Source organism: Syntrophomonas sp. UBA1041, from assembly GCF_002316705.1.
GTDB lineage: Bacteria > Bacillota > Syntrophomonadia > Syntrophomonadales > Syntrophomonadaceae > DTU019.
In genome coordinates this window covers 35623-52270 of record NZ_DCEA01000063.1, presented here as the reverse complement: position 1 = coordinate 52270, position 16648 = coordinate 35623, and the positions used below count along the sequence as shown (strand labels likewise).

General features: G+C 50.5%; 12 protein-coding genes. 2 read left to right on the top strand and 10 right to left on the bottom strand.

The window, feature by feature from the left end:
* Positions 1-13 precede the first annotated feature (13 nt).
* From spoIIM to B2633_RS09130, 7 genes are all read right to left on the bottom strand, one after another.
* Positions 14-637, bottom strand: a complete 624-nt coding sequence (spoIIM, locus tag B2633_RS09160) for a stage II sporulation protein M (protein ID WP_483170304.1) — start codon at positions 635-637, stop codon at positions 14-16.
* Positions 638-759: 122 nt separating this feature from the next.
* Positions 760-1299, bottom strand: a complete 540-nt coding sequence (locus B2633_RS09155; RefSeq protein ID WP_483170302.1) for an NUDIX hydrolase — start codon at positions 1297-1299, stop codon at positions 760-762.
* Positions 1290-2375, bottom strand: a complete 1086-nt coding sequence (locus B2633_RS09150; RefSeq protein WP_483170301.1) for a DUF3866 family protein — start codon at positions 2373-2375, stop codon at positions 1290-1292. Before B2633_RS09150 ends, B2633_RS09155 begins: the two co-directional genes overlap by 10 nt.
* A gap of 185 nt (positions 2376-2560) precedes the next feature.
* Entirely contained in the window at positions 2561-3772 is a 1212-nt protein-coding gene (locus B2633_RS09145) for a pyridoxal phosphate-dependent aminotransferase (protein ID WP_483170299.1), read from the bottom strand.
* A 191-nt stretch (positions 3773-3963) separates the two neighbouring features.
* Complete coding sequence (locus B2633_RS09140) at positions 3964-5601, bottom strand: putative manganese-dependent inorganic diphosphatase (protein WP_483170298.1); 1638 nt, start codon at positions 5599-5601, stop codon at positions 3964-3966.
* A gap of 6 nt (positions 5602-5607) precedes the next feature.
* Positions 5608-6456, bottom strand: coding sequence for a bifunctional methylenetetrahydrofolate dehydrogenase/methenyltetrahydrofolate cyclohydrolase FolD (gene folD / locus B2633_RS09135; RefSeq protein WP_483170297.1), 849 nt, complete (start codon positions 6454-6456; stop codon positions 5608-5610).
* A 116-nt stretch (positions 6457-6572) separates the two neighbouring features.
* Complete coding sequence (locus tag B2633_RS09130) at positions 6573-9815, bottom strand: diguanylate cyclase (protein ID WP_483170296.1); 3243 nt, start codon at positions 9813-9815, stop codon at positions 6573-6575.
* A gap of 183 nt (positions 9816-9998) precedes the next feature.
* Here B2633_RS09130 and B2633_RS09125 point away from each other — a divergent pair, with 183 nt between their 5' ends.
* Both B2633_RS09125 and cphA read left to right on the top strand, forming a co-directional pair.
* The gene (locus B2633_RS09125) at positions 9999-10865 is read left to right on the top strand and encodes a cyanophycinase (RefSeq protein ID WP_483170295.1); all 867 of its coding nucleotides are present in this window, start codon (positions 9999-10001) and stop codon (positions 10863-10865) included.
* Positions 10819-13509 carry a cyanophycin synthetase gene (gene cphA / locus B2633_RS09120; RefSeq protein WP_483170294.1) on the top strand — a complete coding sequence of 897 codons (2691 nt, stop codon included), beginning with the start codon at positions 10819-10821 and terminating at the stop codon, positions 13507-13509. The genes B2633_RS09125 and cphA overlap by 47 nt, the downstream gene beginning before the upstream one ends.
* On the opposite strand, the gene B2633_RS09115 is transcribed toward cphA, so the two are convergent.
* The 3 genes from B2633_RS09115 to B2633_RS09105 form a co-directional block, all read right to left on the bottom strand.
* Positions 13438-14799: an L-cysteine desulfidase family protein gene (locus B2633_RS09115; RefSeq protein WP_483170293.1), complete on the bottom strand. Its 1362-nt coding sequence runs from the start codon at positions 14797-14799 to the stop codon at positions 13438-13440. The genes cphA and B2633_RS09115 overlap by 72 nt on opposite strands.
* 113 nt (positions 14800-14912) lie before the next feature.
* Complete coding sequence (locus B2633_RS09110) at positions 14913-16106, bottom strand: aminotransferase-like domain-containing protein (protein WP_483170291.1); 1194 nt, start codon at positions 16104-16106, stop codon at positions 14913-14915.
* 275 nt (positions 16107-16381) lie between these two features.
* Positions 16382-16648 (bottom strand): iron hydrogenase small subunit (locus tag B2633_RS09105; protein ID WP_483170290.1); only part of this gene is annotated, 267 nt, incomplete at its 5' end.

Genomic DNA, 16648 nt, shown 5'->3' with positions numbered 1-16648 from the left:
CGAATTAATGACATCAGATTAGCCATCTGCCGAACAGCGATAAAAAAGCAGGGCTGATATAAGCTTCAATCAAACTGGCCAGTATCAGGATTATTCCGGAGACCAAAACTGCTCCACCGGTGGCCATTAGATCATGGAGACGGTCCATACCTCGATTTTTGAGACGCCCCCGCACTAAAATGATCGAAAAGTCCAGGCAGGCAACGCTCGAGAGCAACAAGGCAGGCACAATCAAGAAATTCTGAGGTAAAACGGCGACTATGGATAACAGCACTCCCTTGAACACTATCTGGTCCACCAGAAAACCGACTGAAAACCCTATCACAAAGCCCCTTGTAAAAAGAAAAAGCAAAATCAGCGGAGAGCCGATTACTGACAAGCCCAGCACCGTAATTAGCGCCAAGGTCCGAAAGTGGCCAAGCAACGAATTCCGAAGCAAAATTGGAGCAGCAATCGTCTCACGACTATCCATCTTGTCGAAGAAAGCCGCCAGGTACTGCCAAAGTTCGCCGCGTTGACCCGGGTTAAGGATCTTGACAGCCAGCGCGCCGAAGACGATGCCCATGACCAGCATGACTGTAGCCACGATGAAATAAGTGGCATGGTTAGATATGTAATCCCCGATTTGTTGCTTCATTTTAAGCCAAAAAACCACCGGCAACGCCCTCCTATCTGGTACATGCTTACGTGCCGATGGTCTAAATTATTACATTATTTTAAGTGGGCCTGCGTTGCCTGCGCTTTGCCACCATAGCATTCCTAAAGCAGTCCTTTGGAGCGCGCCATCATTAGGCCGCAGATCGTTTTGGCATCAATGATTTGTCCTTGGGTGATCGCACTAAAAGCCTGTTCGACCTCAAGCAGCTCGATTTCTATAAATTCATCTGCATCCTGGGAAGCCTTCGCACCCTGCTGTGGCACTCCCCGGGCGAAAAACAAGGTAATTCCCTCATTGCAAAACCCGGGAGCGGTCACAATCTTGCCGAGCTCAAGCAGTTCAATCGGCTGTAATCCGGTTTCTTCAGATAATTCGCGGACCGCACATTGTTCGGGCGGTTCGCCACCGTCCAGCTTACCGGCCGGGATTTCAAGCAATTCTCGCCCGATCGGATGCCGGTACTGCCTGACCAGCACCAAACGGCCGTCCTGATTTACTGTCACAATCGCGGCTGCCCCTGGATGTTCCGCGACCACTCTCTGCGCGATGCTGCCATTGGGCGTCCGCACCTGGTCGAGCCGCATATTAATCATGCCGTGAAAGAAATACTCACTGCCAATTAGAGTCTCTCTTAACTCCATCCTTTTGCCTCCCGTGCGGCTAAAATCCCAGCCGCGCCAGCACTCATAAAAAACTCAGGTTCTGCGCGTAGGCCCCGGCCCATCGTCGTAACATTCAGTTGACGGGTTTTCATCAAATCAAGAGTCGCGGTGGCGTCTACCTCAACCAAATGATGTTTTACGGCAATCCCGGCGGCGGTCAGCTGACTATATATAACTATGCTTTTGTCGCCCGAGAGCACTGGTAATGGCACCCTGACTTTGTTTTGGACGATCTCTGCCAGCACAGTCAGTGAATGATGGCTAATACCATAATGCCGCTCCCGCTGATCCCCAAAGCCGATGCGTAGCGGTGCGATCGCCTTTCCGCCCATCAAGGCGACCGCATCGAGCGCCGGACCTTGTTCGATGCCTGAGAATCCATATTTCGTGCCAGTCCCGACAATTCCAGGTCCCATAGCGACAACTGCCACATCGGCATGAAAAACTTTCCGGGCGGCCAGCAAAGCGCTGAAAATATTGACCGCCTCAGCATCCCCGCCAAAAGCGTGTCCATATGTAATCGTGTGATCAATCAAACCCTGGCTTTGCAGTTGCCGGACTGTATTACTGAGCGCGATTGGTAGTGCGGCCCAATCCGGCATAATGTAAACGAGTCGAATCTTACAGGAGCTATGTTCTTTGGCCATCAGACATATGGGTGCCAATTGACTATGCAGTTCGGCGACGACCACCGGCATGCCCTCCAGATTGCCCCCGTCCTTTAAGGCTTCATGACCGGCTGTCCCCGGTTCGTCAATAGTCTGGCATTTTAGCTGCCAGGGAGTGTAGCGGAGCTTCATGATGTGCCCGGGACCGTCTAATTCGTGCTGCTCTCTGCCAACGATCAGCTGCACAAAATGCCGGCCGCCGCTGCCAAGGCCCAGACGAACGGCGGTAGTGTTCAACAAAACCGTCTCCCCGGGTTGCGGGTTCCCCGTTAACTGCGGGTAAACATATGCTTTTTCCATCCGGCCTTCCACTTCTGTCATGATCTCACTGAGCTGATCCCCTTGGGAGATGATCGCGACCACTTTACCAAAGCGCGTCTGCATCATGAATTCCTCTCCCCTTCCTGTTCCCCGGAGTACGCTCTCTTATTGTCTCTCGTATTTCTGATCGTACCATAATTTGCTTCATAAAGTTAGAGCTGCCAGACAAAAGTATGGCAGCTCTGTGTCAACAATTGATCAATTGAGTTTTTTGTCATTTTCAATGATGCGGTCTCGATCAACTATTGCAATCAGACTACTTTTTCCAGATTCAATTGCAGGGAGAGGTATTCTCTAATGCGATCCAATCCTTCTTCAATCCGGTTGATCGAAGTGGCATAGGAGAACCTTACAAAATCAGGCATTCCGAAACCGGATCCCGGGATAACTGCTACATGGGCATGATCCAGCAGGACATCCGCCAGATCATCGCCAGAATTGATGGTTACGCCGCTCAATGTTTTGTGCAGCAACTCTGAGATGTTGGCGAAAACGTAGAAAGCCCCTTCCGGTTTGCGACAACTGAATCCGGGAATCTTATTCACGCGCTCCACCATGAGATTACGACGCTTTTCGAACTCGGCTTTCATGGTGCGGAAAGCATCCTGGGAGCCAGTTAAGGCTGTAATACTGGCGTACTGGCCAATGGATGAAGCATTGGAAGTACTATGCCCCTGTAAATTGGACATTAGTTTAATGGCTTCTTTCGGGCCGACCGCGTATCCAATACGCCAGCCGGTCATGGCATAGGTTTTGGACACACCGTTAATCAGGATGGTGCGATCTTGCAGCTCCGGACTAACCTGTGCAATCGAAAAATGGCTGTTGCCATCATAGATTAATTTTTCGTAAATCTCATCAGAAACAATCGTCAAATCGTGTTCGCAGGCCACCTCGGCAACAGCTCTGATTTCGGCTTCGGTATACACAGCGCCGGAAGGATTCGACGGACTGTTCAGCAGCAATACGCGGGTTTTCGGAGTAATGTACTTGCGCAGTGCTTCAGGCTTGATACGGAAGCCATCTTTTTCGGTGCTCGGTACAATGACTGGTACTCCGTCTGCCAATTTGACCTGCTCAACATAGCTCACCCAATACGGTGCGGGAATAAGTACTTCGTCACCAGGGGATAGCAGGACCTGGAAAGCAATATAAAGTGACATTTTAGCACCAGAGGACACCAAGACCTGCGAAGGCTCATAGCTTAAGCCATGATCTTCCTTCATTTTCCGGCAGATTGCTTCCCGCAAAGGCAGCAAACCAGCCACCGGAGTGTATCTGGTGACACCTTTCTGGATTGCTTCAATACCAGCATCCTGAATCAGCTTCGGAGTATCAAAATCCGGCTCTCCTGTTCCGAAGCTAACGACATCAATTCCTTTCCGGACCATTTCCTTGGCTCTGGCATCAAATGCGAAGGTTGACGATGGTGTGATCGCCCGGGCTCTTTCACTAAAGCGCATGATAATCTCTCCTCAGCCGTTATAATTGCGTCCTAATTATCGACGGGGTCACGGCTATCAGTTGTAGCCGTAATACTGTATACATAATACTTCCCATAAAAAGCCGGCTCAACCACGAACCGGCCTATCAGGCAAGCTATTCGGTATCCAAGCAAAAAGTCCTGCCGCAACGCTGCCGATCAAAATCATTTTTACCCGCCCAAAGCAACCGTTACTTTGGGAATGATCTGCATTTTGCGGGACAACACCCCAGGAAGGAAAAAGCCTTCCGGATCAAATTTTTGTTTGAAGGCTGCGGCAATTAAAGCCTTTTCTGGCCCGGTGATCAACAGATGCGTACCGCGCCGCATAATTTCAGTAAACATCATAATCATGACAGCTAGATCACGGCTTTGACAGAGGGCATCCATTTCAGTCAAGATTTCATCTTTGCGCGTCAACAAGCGACTCGTGTCCACAACTTCACATTGTCCGACTGCCGCGCGATTACCTCCAATATGGTATTCCTTAAGATTGTAGCGGATCAACTGATCGGCCGGCAAACCTTCCACCTCCGAACCAGCGCGCAGCATCTCAAACCCCAGTTTTTCGGGATCCTCACCGCATCTTCCGGCCAGATAGTTGGCCATTTCCCGATCCATATCGGTGCAGGTTGGCGACCGAAACACCAGTGTGTCAGAAAGGATCGCACCCAGCAGTGCCCCGCAAATTTCGCCTGGCAGATCGTAGGCATTCTCCCGCGCTATTTTGGTCACAATCGTCGCGGTACTGCCAACCGGCTCATTGCGCACTAATACTGGACCGCTGGTTTGGATATCTCCCAGTCGATGATGATCAATGATCTCCAGTATTTTGGCTTCTTCAATTCCTGACACTGCCTGACTTTTTTCATTGTGATCCACCAGCACCAGATTGCGTCCGGAATTGCCAAATAAGTCGTCGCGAAACAGCGCACCCGCCACCATACGGCTTTTTTCGTTGACGACCGGATAAACGCGGTGTCTGGCTTCACGGGTTTGCTTAATGACATCTGATAACAGATCTTCTGGAGCAAACACAATCGGCTCCTGATTCATGACATCGCTGACCGCACGACTCAATCCCACATTGCGGACTGCCATATAGGTGTCTCCCGGTGCCACGATCACGGGCATATTCCTTTGAGACGCGATCGCCAGTACTTCTGGATCTATCTTGGCGTTACCGGTTATGATCAGGCAGGCCGAAACCTCGGCCGCAATTTTTTGAGCCTCGGTGCGATCGCCGGTAATGATGATTGCGCCAGGCTGTAAGAACCGCTTCATTGTGGGCGGAGACATCGCCGCAATGAAAATCTGGCCGCTCACAACCGCGTCAATGTCACCGCATAAAAGCGTACCCTGCATGACATCCAGCAATGTCCTGAGACTGAAGCGCAGATAATGCTGATCTGATTCTACCGCACCCATAAAGGCCATCGCCAGATCCGAGTTAGTCACAATTCCGCCCAGACTACCATCGGGACGCTGGATGACGGCCAGTTTTCCGTGCGTTTCCTGCAAGCGATGATAGACTTGTTTGATGGGCGCATCCATCGGTACCGATAATAGATCGGTTTTCATCACATCTTGCACTTTTGTTTTAACATCCGGCAGATAAAGCGGGGCGTCCAATCCGAAACGACGCAGCAGAAAGCGTGCCTCCGTACCAACAACCCCTGCCCTGGCGGCAAAATAATCCGGAAAACCGAGACCTCTCTTAAGGGCGGCGTAGCCTAATGCAGAACAAACTGAATCCGTATCCGGGTTTTTATGTCCGACTACGTAGACCGTCTGTCTCAAAATTCTCACCCCAAATTATCTCTTGGCCAACCTGGCTGCTAAAACGGTGTTCTCCATCAATTTTGCGATGGTCATTGGCCCGACTCCGCCTGGTACCGGCGTGATATAACTGGCGACAGCGGCAGCTTCCTCAAAGTTAACATCCCCCACCAGACGGTCATTGACCTTGTTGGTGCCAACATCAATGACGACGGCACCGGGTTTAATCATGCTGCCTGTCACCAGTTGCGGGCGTCCTACGGCTACGACCAGAATATCGGCGCGCCGACACACCTCCGTCAAGTTGGCGGTGCGGGAATGAGCGATCGTTACGGTACCATGCTCGCGCAGTAACAACATACTGATTGGCTTCCCAACGATGAGACTGCGTCCAACGACCACGCATTCTTTTCCTTTGATCTCAATTCCGGTGGATTTGACCAAATCCATGATTCCCGCTGGGGTACACGGAACAAAGAGTGGATCGTCAGAAAACAGTCTGCCAAGACTGGCCGGATGAAAACCATCAACATCTTTGGAAGGATGCACACTGTTAATCACCTGCTGTTCGTCAATTCCGGCAGGCATCGGCAACTGCACCAAAATTCCGTGAATATCTTTGCTCTGATTGAGTTGCTCAACTTGTGCCACAATTTCCGCCGTGCTGGCTGTGGCAGGCATCTTGATTTCTTCAGAGTGGATTCCGCAGCGCTGACAAGCCTTTCTCTTGGAATTAACGTACACCCGGGACGCTGGATCATCTCCGACAAGCACAACGGCCAGACCAGGTACTATTCCAGCGGCCGCGAGCTGCGCTGCCTCTACGGCTACCTTTCTTTCCAGCTCCGCCGCGATCGAACGGCCATCAATGATTTTTGCGGGCAATATCTTACACCTCCATTTGCGATTATCCTAATCATAGCACATCTAATAATCTTAGCATATCCTCAGAATTGTCACACCCCACATGAAAAAAGGCTGTCACTTGACAGCCCCTGTCACTAATTAAGTTTCTCACTCCAGACACTTTTAAGGTTGTTCACAGTCTCCAATTCGGGAGTGCGCAGTCTTTCAAATATCTCGGCCGCCTTATCAAGCTTCTTGAAAGCAGTCCGCTTATCAGCGCCGACATGTAGGATCAAGAGCGCTTCCAGTAATTCGATGAGCGCTTCCTGAAATGGGCGTTTTACATGCCTGTAATAACGCTTACTCTCATTTAACTTGCGATTAGCATCCTGAAATTTCCGCTGCCGGAAATCCGCAAAAGCTGATACCAGAACCGTCATCGCCAGACTCGCCTTACTGTCAGCTTCTTTGGCCAGCTGCTCCGCGCGCTCCAGAGATTGAGCGGCTTCCGCATACCTTTCCAGAATAATCAGTGCCAGAGCACGGTAGACTTGCGTTACTGAGCCGTAATTCTTGGAATTCATGGCCGTAAAGGAAACGAGAGCGGCATCAAATGCTTCCAATGCCTCTTTCGGCAGCCTCTTCCTGATATTCAGCAAGCCTTCATTTAGTTTGGCATGCCCATAAAGTTCTTTGGATTTCATTTCTTTAACCAACTGCGTGACATTGTGCATGGTTTTTTCAGCTTCCGCAATCTGACCTCTGCAAATCTGCAACTCACTGCAATTGATTAGCAAGATCATTTCCTGATGCAGGTCTCCGAGTCTACGGGCAATGACTAATCCGCGATGGTAATGGGAATCGGCTTCGTCCCAGTCACCACGATAGTAGGCCAGAACTCCCAGGTTATTGATGAAGTGCGGCTCAATGGAATCGCTTTCTACAGGAGCCAACCGCAAGCCTTCTTCAAAATACTGCGCGGCCTTGTCATGAACATCCCACCCGAAGTAAATGGAGCCCAGCAACAGAAAAGATAACCGCTCATCATAGACAGATTGGGCTGCCTTCGCCTTCTCTAATTGCTTCAGAGCATACTCCAGAGCTTGCTTCATTTCGCCTTTCTGAAGATAGATCATGCCGTAGATGCGATAAATACGAGCAAAAAGCTCCGGGTTCACATTTTCCCGTCTGGCATAATCGATGGCTTCGTCAAGATGCGCAAAAACAATATCGTGCTCACCCAAGCGTTCTTCACACATGGCCATTAAAATCAAGGCATTAATTATTGAGATCCGATCGTCTGCAGCAACTGCCAATTTCTTGGCTTCTTCTAATCCACTGATGGCCTGCAGGTATTTTCCTGTTTCAAATAAAGCGCGGCCTTCAATCAGAAGATACAGCAAACGTTGCTCATCAGAAATTGTGACGCCTTCGGCCAGCAGTTCTTCGACCGTCTTCAGCTGGCTTAGGGCTTCATTAAATGCTAGCAGATCGATCGCTCTTTGTGCTGCCAGCAGAGAATAATCACAGGCTTTTTCGCCGTGGCCGCCTTTGTAAAAATGCCAGCTTAAGCGGGCAAACACGCTACTGCCTTGATCAAATTGCTCCAACAACTCGGCAATGCGTAAGTGTAGCATTTTGCGCCGGCGCACAGTCATCTCTTCGTAAAGAACCTGCATGATTTTACCGTGGGTGAAGCGGTAACGCTCACCGTCTTTGGAATGCTCCTCAACAAGTTGTGCTCCAATGGCCTCATCAAGAACATCCAACAAATAGCCTTCGTTTAATCCGGAAATCTGCCTGAGGATGTCAAATTCGAACACCTCGCCAATGACAGCAGCCTGTGAAAGCACTTCCCTGGTTTGGTCGTTTACGCGGCTGATGCGCTTACGGAAAAGATCCCTAATTGAAGGCGGCAGCGTTAAATTTTCAATACGCTCTCTTTCCCATCCTTCATCTGAAGGATAGATTGTTCCTTCATCATAAAGCGTTTTGAGGATTTGCTCGACAAAAAAGGGGTTGCCTTCCGATTCGCGATAAATATAAGCGGTAAAATTATCTGAAACACCGTCAGCTCCAAGTATCCGGCAGATTAGGCCAGCTACTTCAACTTGTTGTAAACGATCCAGATGAATATGGCTATAATTAGTTTCGCGAGCCAGCACATTTTTCAGCAGTGTGAGCGGATGCTCCAGATCGGGTGTCGTCAATACCTCTTCTGGCGAGTAAGTACAAAGCACCTGAATCGGTTTGTCCGCGATCTGTCTGATAAAGAAGGCCAGGAATTGAGCTGAACTTTGATCGATCCATTGCACATCCTCAATTCTGATGAGCAATGGAGTGCTTTCCGCCAGACTGGCTAAATAACGACATATCCCTCCGAAGAATACGTTACGCTCCTGTGGCATCAAAGTTTTCGTAATCAGAGGAGCCCCCGCAGCCAAATTCTCCACTTCCGGAAGCAGATTGCCCAGCGACGGCAAAAAACCGGCCAGCTGCTCCAAATTAAGTGTTTCGCCAGATAAGAGTGAATCCCGGAGCAGATCCGTGACTGCCCAATAAGGCATCGCCGCTGTATGATCGTGGCAGCTGCCGGCCAAAATGGTAAAGCCGTCGCGCACAGCAACATCTTGCAAATAATCGGCGCAACGTGATTTGCCAACTCCTGTTTCTCCTGAAAGTAAGGTAAACCAGCCGTGCCCTTCCCTGACCGAGCATAACTGGGATCGCATCTGACTAAGAGCGTAACTACGGCCGATAATTTCGTCGGAGTGAAACGCATCGCTAAAGTTCAGCATGGAATCCGGGCTCGATGATAAATCGCTGGCGCTGCACACTTGATTGCGCCCTCGCTTTTTCGCCATATATAAAGCGGCATCGGCTTTACGCAACAGTTCCTTGCCGCTGCCCAAACCGGCATCCTGAGTCAAACATTCAAAACCGGCACTAAACGTAATGCGGATCTTGCGTCCCAGCAAATCACTCGCAAAAAGGTGCGCCGCTGTATCGGCACAAAGCCTGTTCATGATACCTGAGGTAGCCTCTAAGGAAGTGTCGGGGAAAAGCAACACGAATTCATCGCCGGCGTAACGCACGGCAGTGTCTTCTTTACGCAGGTGGTTTTTGAGGAAAGCAGCAAAGCTGGCTAAAACCGCGTCGCCGCATAGGTGTCCATAGCTATCATTGACCGCCTTAAAAAAGTCAATATCGATAATTGATAAAGACAAACATCCCGATGCATTATCGTCAACAATGCGATCGAGATAGTTAAAAAGAAAGCGCCGATTATGCAGGCCAGTGACATCATCAATCAAAGCTAGTTTTGCCAGATTTTGTACGGAATCTGATGACTTGAGATTCAGCGGCATGATCTTTCCGTTCTGGGCAGGTGTTGGCATTTTAACACCCCCAAATCAATCGGATTAGATAATAAACTATTTCAATGTTTGACACTCATTTTATGTTCGACACTCAGTTGACGTTCCCTGCTAATTTAGCGCTTTAGAATCCTGAATTTGTATAATTGAACAAAAAATATCCCAAAATAGCTCTGCAAGTGATGCGCAGATTGGGAGGCAGTTATGGGCGGGAAAGTCGCAGGGAATCTCGTGATTATCGGCGGTGCTGAAGATAAAGAAAACGAATGCACCATTTTAAAAGCCTTTATTAACCTCGCAGGCGGATCAGATGCCAGGATTGTGATCATGACCACTGCTACTGCTTTGCCAGAAGAAACAGGTGCTCAATACTTGGATGTTTTTGGGAGATTAGGATGCTCCCACGTCTCCGCTTGCCGCGTTCAAAACCGGGCTGAAGCGCACGCTCCCGCCAATTGCGAAAAAATTGCACACTCTACCGGAGTGTTTTTTACGGGCGGGGATCAGCTGCGTATTACCAGCATACTGGGCGGCACTCCCTTGGAAGAAACCTTGTTTCAAAAATACCGGGCAGGAATTGTAGTAGCCGGAACTAGCGCCGGAGCTTCGGCAATGTCAGATCTAATGATCGTGGAGGGCCAGGATGACGAAACCCCCAAAAAGTGTACGCTAAAAATGGCTCCGGGATTAGGCCTATTGCGCGAAGTGGTCATTGATCAGCATTTTGCTCAGAGAGGGCGCATTGGCCGCCTGATGCTGGCGGTATCACAAAACCCGTATGTTTTGGGGATCGGGATTGATGAAGACACGGCGATCTGGATTCAGCCAGAGGGCGTGCTGAGTGTGATCGGTTCTCAAACTGCTACCATTATCGATGGACGTCCGATGGTTCATACGAACATTTCAGAACTCAAACCAAATCAGAGTCTGGCAGTAATCGGTGCCGGGCTGCACATACTACCGAGAGGATACGGCTATGACTTAGCCGGGCGCAACGTCATCTTTCCGGAAGAGGAGGGTTATTTTGCACATCGCCGCCATGCGGACAATTATGGGTCCCAATTACTATAGTCACCGGCCGGTGCAGATTATTGACCTTGATTTAGGCGCCATGGCTAATCAGACTTCCGACCGTATCAGTAATTTGAAAGACAATCTGATCGCCCTTTTGCCGGGATTGGCCGAGCATACTTGTTCTCCGGGGCATCCCGGAGGGTTTATCGAGCGTCTGGAAAGCGGCACCTATTTGGGGCATGTCGTGGAACATGTCGCGCTGGAGATCTATAACAGTGTGGGCATTAAGGTCGCCTATGGAACGACGCGGGCACTCAATGAAAAAGGACTCTACCGCATCGTGTTCAACTGTTCGGACGCGCAGACCGCTCCGGAAGTCGCTGCTTTGGCGGTAGCGACTGTCCGCCGTCTGGCTCGCGGCCAAAAAACCTGCTTGACCGATCAACTGGAGAAGCTCCGGAAGCTGGTGGCTGAAATTGAACCGGGACCCAGCTCGGCCGCCATTCTTAGAGCGGCTGCCGATAGGAATATACCCGTTATTGCGCTGGATAGCCCCCTGCTTTATCAACTGGGATATGGTTGCAGGGCTCAACGGATTCAGGCAGCAGAAACTTCTCTGACTTCCGGAATTGCGGCTGATATCGCCACTGATAAAGAACTCACCAAAGCGATGTTGGCCAAAGCCGGGCTCCCTGTTGCGCCAGGATGCTGCGTCAGTTCGCTGCCGGAAGCATATCGCGCCGCCGATCAGATCGGTTATCCGGTAGTCGTCAAACCGGCTGATGGCTGCAAGGGCAAAGGCGTCAGCCTGTTCCTGGAAAACAAGGCGGAAGTTATGGCAGCTTATAAAGCCGCCCGGCAATTATCAAAGCGGATCTTGGTCGAAAAGCACATTTGCGGCAAAGACTATCGCCTGGTGATCGTCAACGGCAAAGTAGCCGCAGCGTCTGAAAGGCAGCCACCTTGTGCCTTTGGCGACGGAATGCATACGATCGCGGAATTGATCGAAGAAATCAATGCGGATCCGCGCCGGGGTATTGACCATGAAAAGCCGCTCACCAAAATAAAAGTAGATCGCAAAGTGGCTGATACCCTGCAAAAGCAGCATCTGTCCTTTGATTCGCTGCTGAAAACGGGCGAAAAAGCCTTTTTGCGCTGGCACGCCAATCTGAGCATTGGCGGAACGGCAATTGATGTCACTGATACTGTGCATCCATCAGTGGCAGCGGCCTGTATACGGGCAGCGCGCCTCGTCGGACTGGACATTGCCGGTGTCGACTTGATTGCGGAAGATATCAGCAAGCCGAATGGCCAGAATATGACATTGATCGAAATCAACGCCGCACCTGGGCTGCGGATGCATCTCTTCCCTGCCGAAGGTCAGCAGCGCGATGTCGGCAAGGAAATTGTCGACTATTTGTTTGAGCTGCCGGAACCTGGACGCATTCCCCTGGTGGCTGTTACCGGTACTAATGGCAAAACCACTGTAACGCGGCTCATTACCGCTGCCTTTACCGCAGCAGGATATAACGCTGGTTACTGCTCTACCGATGGCGTCTTTTTGGGGGGCAGCCTGCTGGCACAAGGAGACTATGCCGGACCGGGTGGCGCCGCCATGATTTTGCGAGATCCCGCTACAGAAGCTGCAGTGCTGGAAGTCGCCCGCGGCGGGATCCTAAATAGCGGACTAGGCTACGATTATGCCAAAGTAGCGGTCATCACTAATATTAGCGAAGATCACCTTGGCAGTGAGGGCATTATGACACTGGCTGACCTGGCTCATCTAAAAGCGCTTGTAGCTGAGCGGGTGTTGCCTGATGGATGTGTGGTCTTAAATGCCGATGATCCGCTGGTTGCGGGACTAGCCAAAAGAGCACCAGCTTTGCCGGCTTACTTTTCACTTAGCCGGGACAACGTTTTAATCAGGCAGAATCTTAACGAAAATCATCTTTGTGGCTATTTGGATAACAGTCATCCGGATAATAGCTATCTGTGCGTTCAACGTGGCTATGAAAGTCTGCTGCATCTTAATGTGACGTTGCTGCCAGCTACAAATGGCGGAATGATCCTGCACAACATCCAAAACCTCCTGGCAGCAGCGGTAGCCGCCATTGCCGCCGGGATTAATCCGGTAGCTGTCGAAAAAGCGATGGAGGCTTTTGGCAATGACGCTGACCACAATCCTGGTCGTTTCAATAGCTACAGTAATGATCACTGTAATGTTATTGTCGATTATGGGCATAACCCGGCTGCGATCGCGATTGCTCTGGAAGCGGCCGACAGAATACCGCACTCCTCCTTATGGGCGGTGGTGGCAGTGCCAGGCGACCGCTCTGATGAAACGATCCGCAGGGTTGGGATCGTTGCTGGAACACGATGTGATCACTTGATCATTAAGGAAGATGCAGACCGGCGCGGGCGTAAAGACGGCGCAACGGCCAACTTGGTGTTTGAGGGAGCCATGTCAGCCAGATCGCGCAATGGTGTCGAAATCATTGCCGATGAAGGACAAGCAGTACGTCATGCGCTGTCAACATGCCCCGCAAAAGCATTAGTCATCATATTTTATGAAAATATGATGACTGTTCTGGACGTGCTTGCTGAATTTGGCTGCGCTCCTACACTGGCATCAGGCGAGGCTGCGCTGCTCCATGATACCAATCAGAACCTTATCAACCATGCCCATGCCTTCCCGATTTAGCACGCCGACATTATCGGTCGTCTTTTCAATGCAGGCGTCAATGATTCCCTGGGAGGTACTAATCCCTAATCCCTCCAGCGCAAAATAGGACGCCATAAAAGCTTCTCCGGCCGCATTGCCTACTTTTAGAGAACAGCTTCCTTTCGCGCCGTCGCAAACCATGCCTGCCAAGGAACTAAGAACCGTCTTAACCGCCAACTCGATCTGCGTGTTTGTTCCGCCAAACAGACGCACTAGACCTGCGGCGGCGCCGGATCCAGCCGCCACGGTGCAACCGCAGACCGGCGAAAGGCGGCCCAGCTTGCTCTTAACAAATCCGGTGACTACATGGCTGGTTGCCAGTGCTACCGCCATGGCGCGCGTGCTTTTGCCAGCCTGTTCGGCAGCGATCGCCACCGGCAGAATTGCGACAATGCCATGATTGCCACTGCCCGCGCTACTCATGATGGGATAGGCAGCTCCGGCCATCCTGGCATCAGCAGCAGCATAACAAAGATACTTCGCCTGATTAATAACGTCATCGGCCACAATCCCCCGAGCTATCAGGTCTTTCAGCTTTTTGCCGAACCCAATGCCGCCGGTAAATGCATCCGAGACACCATAGTCTGCCATTTTGCGGTTCATTGTCACACCGCTCAGCAAATGCACGATGTCTTCCTCGTCAATTTTGTCAGCCAGAGATAATATATCCATGAAATAACTGCCGATCATCTGTTGATAAATGGCATCGGGCGATGCGCCGGCAGCAGCGGTGTTGTCAGTAACAGCTGAATTATTAGTGGCAGCAGTGGCACTGGCGTTTCGATGGACGTTATCAGACTCAAAAAGAACTTTGCCACAGTATTCGACCTTAACAATATTAGTATGCCCTCCGATAATTACACAGCAGGCCTCTTCTATTTTTGACTGGACCGTTGCGTCAATTAACAGCCCTTCCAAATCGGCACAGCGCATGATACGAACCTGACCTTTGCTGACCATGGCCTCTGCTAGTGGTACCAGTTCCGGCCGACAATCTTTGAGGGCCTCCAATCCAAAGCTTGATTTGCCGCATAGCGCAGCTAAGGCGGCGGCCACCGCATTTCCTTTGGCACCATAAGCGCCGGGAATGCCAACCGCCATACCGTTCTTATAAATTGAATCACTGACTTTAACCGTAATCGAATCGATCGCGGAGCGGTCTTGCAGTTCTTCACAAGCACGTGCAACAGCCAGGGCAACAGCGCCTGGCTCAGTACATCCCAGGGCCGGCTTTACCTCGCTGCGCAGAAACTCTTTGATTGTGAACATTGTTTTGATCTCCTATACAGACAAAGTGATGTTTTGAAGCTCTATGGTAGAGAACGCCCTCCTGAAAGGGCGTTCTCCGACGCAGGCAACTCCGTTGCCTGTTATCTGTTCTTCTACTTGTTCTTCAGGATTTCTTTGATTACGCCGCCCAGCCGTTTCATACCTTCCGCAATTCCCTCCGGACTGGCGTTACTGAAATTCAGACGCATGGAATTCTCGCCGGAGCCGTCAGCAAAGAACGGTTTGCCGGGGATGAAGGCCACTTTCTCACGCTCAATGGCGATCGGCAGCAAATCGGTGGTATTAATTCCACCTGGCAAAGTAAGCCATAGGAACAGACCGCCCTCCGGAACATTCCAGGTCGTCTCCGCAGGCAAATGCTGCTTACACATATCCAGCATTAAATCCCGTTGTTTTTTGTATTGTGCGATAATCTTCTCAATATGAGGTTCCAGGATGCCGCGACGGCAGAACTCGAACACCACGCGCTGGCCGATATTATTGGTATGTACGTCCGTACACTGTTTGCCAAGCACCAGTTTGCGCAGGATGTCATGACGGGCAGTGACATAGCCAACCCGCATGCCCGGAGAGATAAGCTTCGAGAAACTGGAGGTATAGACCACATTCCCAGTTTTGTCGAAAGACTTGACAGCCGGGAGCGGATTACCACTATAGCGCAAACGACTGTAAGGATCATCCTCCAGCATAATCAGCCCGTATTTATCGAGGATTTCAACAATTTTTTTGCGGCTTTCAACCGGAGTGGTGACCCCGGTCGGGTTCGCGAATGTCGGAACGAGATAAACCATCTTCGCTTTTCCGGAAGCGGCCGCTTTCTCTAGTTCCACGAGATTTACGCCGTTAGCGTCACCGTTAATCGGAATAATTTCGGCTTCATAGCTCTTAAATACGTTCAGGGCGGCGAGATAAGTCGGGTTTTCAACTATGACGCCGTCACCGGGGTTCAGGAATGCTTTGGCCATATAGTCAATAACCTGCTGCGCACCAGAGGTGATCAATACCTCGTCCGGGGTGGCGGTAATGCCCTGCCCGGTCAGCCACGCAGCCAGGTATTCACGAAATGCGGGGAAACCCTCACTGGAACCATATTGCAGGATTTCCGGACCGCTTTTTTGCAATAATTCGTTAATAATTTCATTGACCTGAGTAACGGGAAAAGAATTAGGAGACGGAAAACCGCCTGCGAAAGAAATGATATGGGATTGCTCTGCTAATTTCAGCACTTCTCTGATGACGTTTCCAGATGTGTTCATAATGCGGGTCGAAAACTGTGGTACACTCATCAAAAATTCACTCCTCGCGGGTGATCTCAACTTCGTCTGTTACTGAACTATGCTCCTCTAACGAACGGTTTTGCCCTCCCTTCGGATTCTGACTCTTTGGATAACCTATACAAAAAGATAAGACCAACTTATTATAAACCATTATATATTTCAACAACTGCAGCGCGGTTCCTTCTCAACTGATGGCATTTCGTACTAGGCGATGGCAGGCATTTGAAACGACGGTCACGGTCAACATCGGAAAAGGGGCTGTCCGGCAGACAGCCCCTTTTTGATTACTTACAGCACTTATTTTCCTCTTGGTATTTGCCACGCTCACAGTAGTGCGTGTGCAGCAGATGATGCGATTTTTCGCCAAGCGGCTCTATGAGGAATTCATCATACAGCTTCTTGATGCCCGGATTCTCATGGGATTTGCGAATCGGCATGTCGCAATCCGCACGATAGGTTGCTTCCATCCGGAGCTTACGTACCTCGGCATTGGTCGGTTGCGGTTGTCCACCGCCACCAATACAGCCGCCGGGGCAAGCCATGATTTCAAT

What these genes read in the sequence shown, in the direction of transcription:
- spoIIM (WP_483170304.1), bottom strand. Translation starts at nt 637, where the DNA reads ATGAAGCAACAAATCGGGGATTACATATCTAACCATGCCACTTATTTC.
- B2633_RS09155 (WP_483170302.1), bottom strand. Translation starts at nt 1,299, where the DNA reads ATGGAGTTAAGAGAGACTCTAATTGGCAGTGAGTATTTCTTTCACGGC.
- B2633_RS09150 (WP_483170301.1), bottom strand. Translation starts at nt 2,375, where the DNA reads ATGATGCAGACGCGCTTTGGTAAAGTGGTCGCGATCATCTCCCAAGGG.
- B2633_RS09145 (WP_483170299.1), bottom strand. Translation starts at nt 3,772, where the DNA reads ATGCGCTTTAGTGAAAGAGCCCGGGCGATCACACCATCGTCAACCTTC.
- B2633_RS09130 (WP_483170296.1), bottom strand. Translation starts at nt 9,815, where the DNA reads ATGCCAACACCTGCCCAGAACGGAAAGATCATGCCGCTGAATCTCAAG.
- B2633_RS09125 (WP_483170295.1), top strand. Translation starts at nt 9,999, where the DNA reads ATGGGCGGGAAAGTCGCAGGGAATCTCGTGATTATCGGCGGTGCTGAA.
- B2633_RS09115 (WP_483170293.1), bottom strand. Translation starts at nt 14,799, where the DNA reads ATGTTCACAATCAAAGAGTTTCTGCGCAGCGAGGTAAAGCCGGCCCTG.
- B2633_RS09110 (WP_483170291.1), bottom strand. Translation starts at nt 16,106, where the DNA reads ATGAGTGTACCACAGTTTTCGACCCGCATTATGAACACATCTGGAAAC.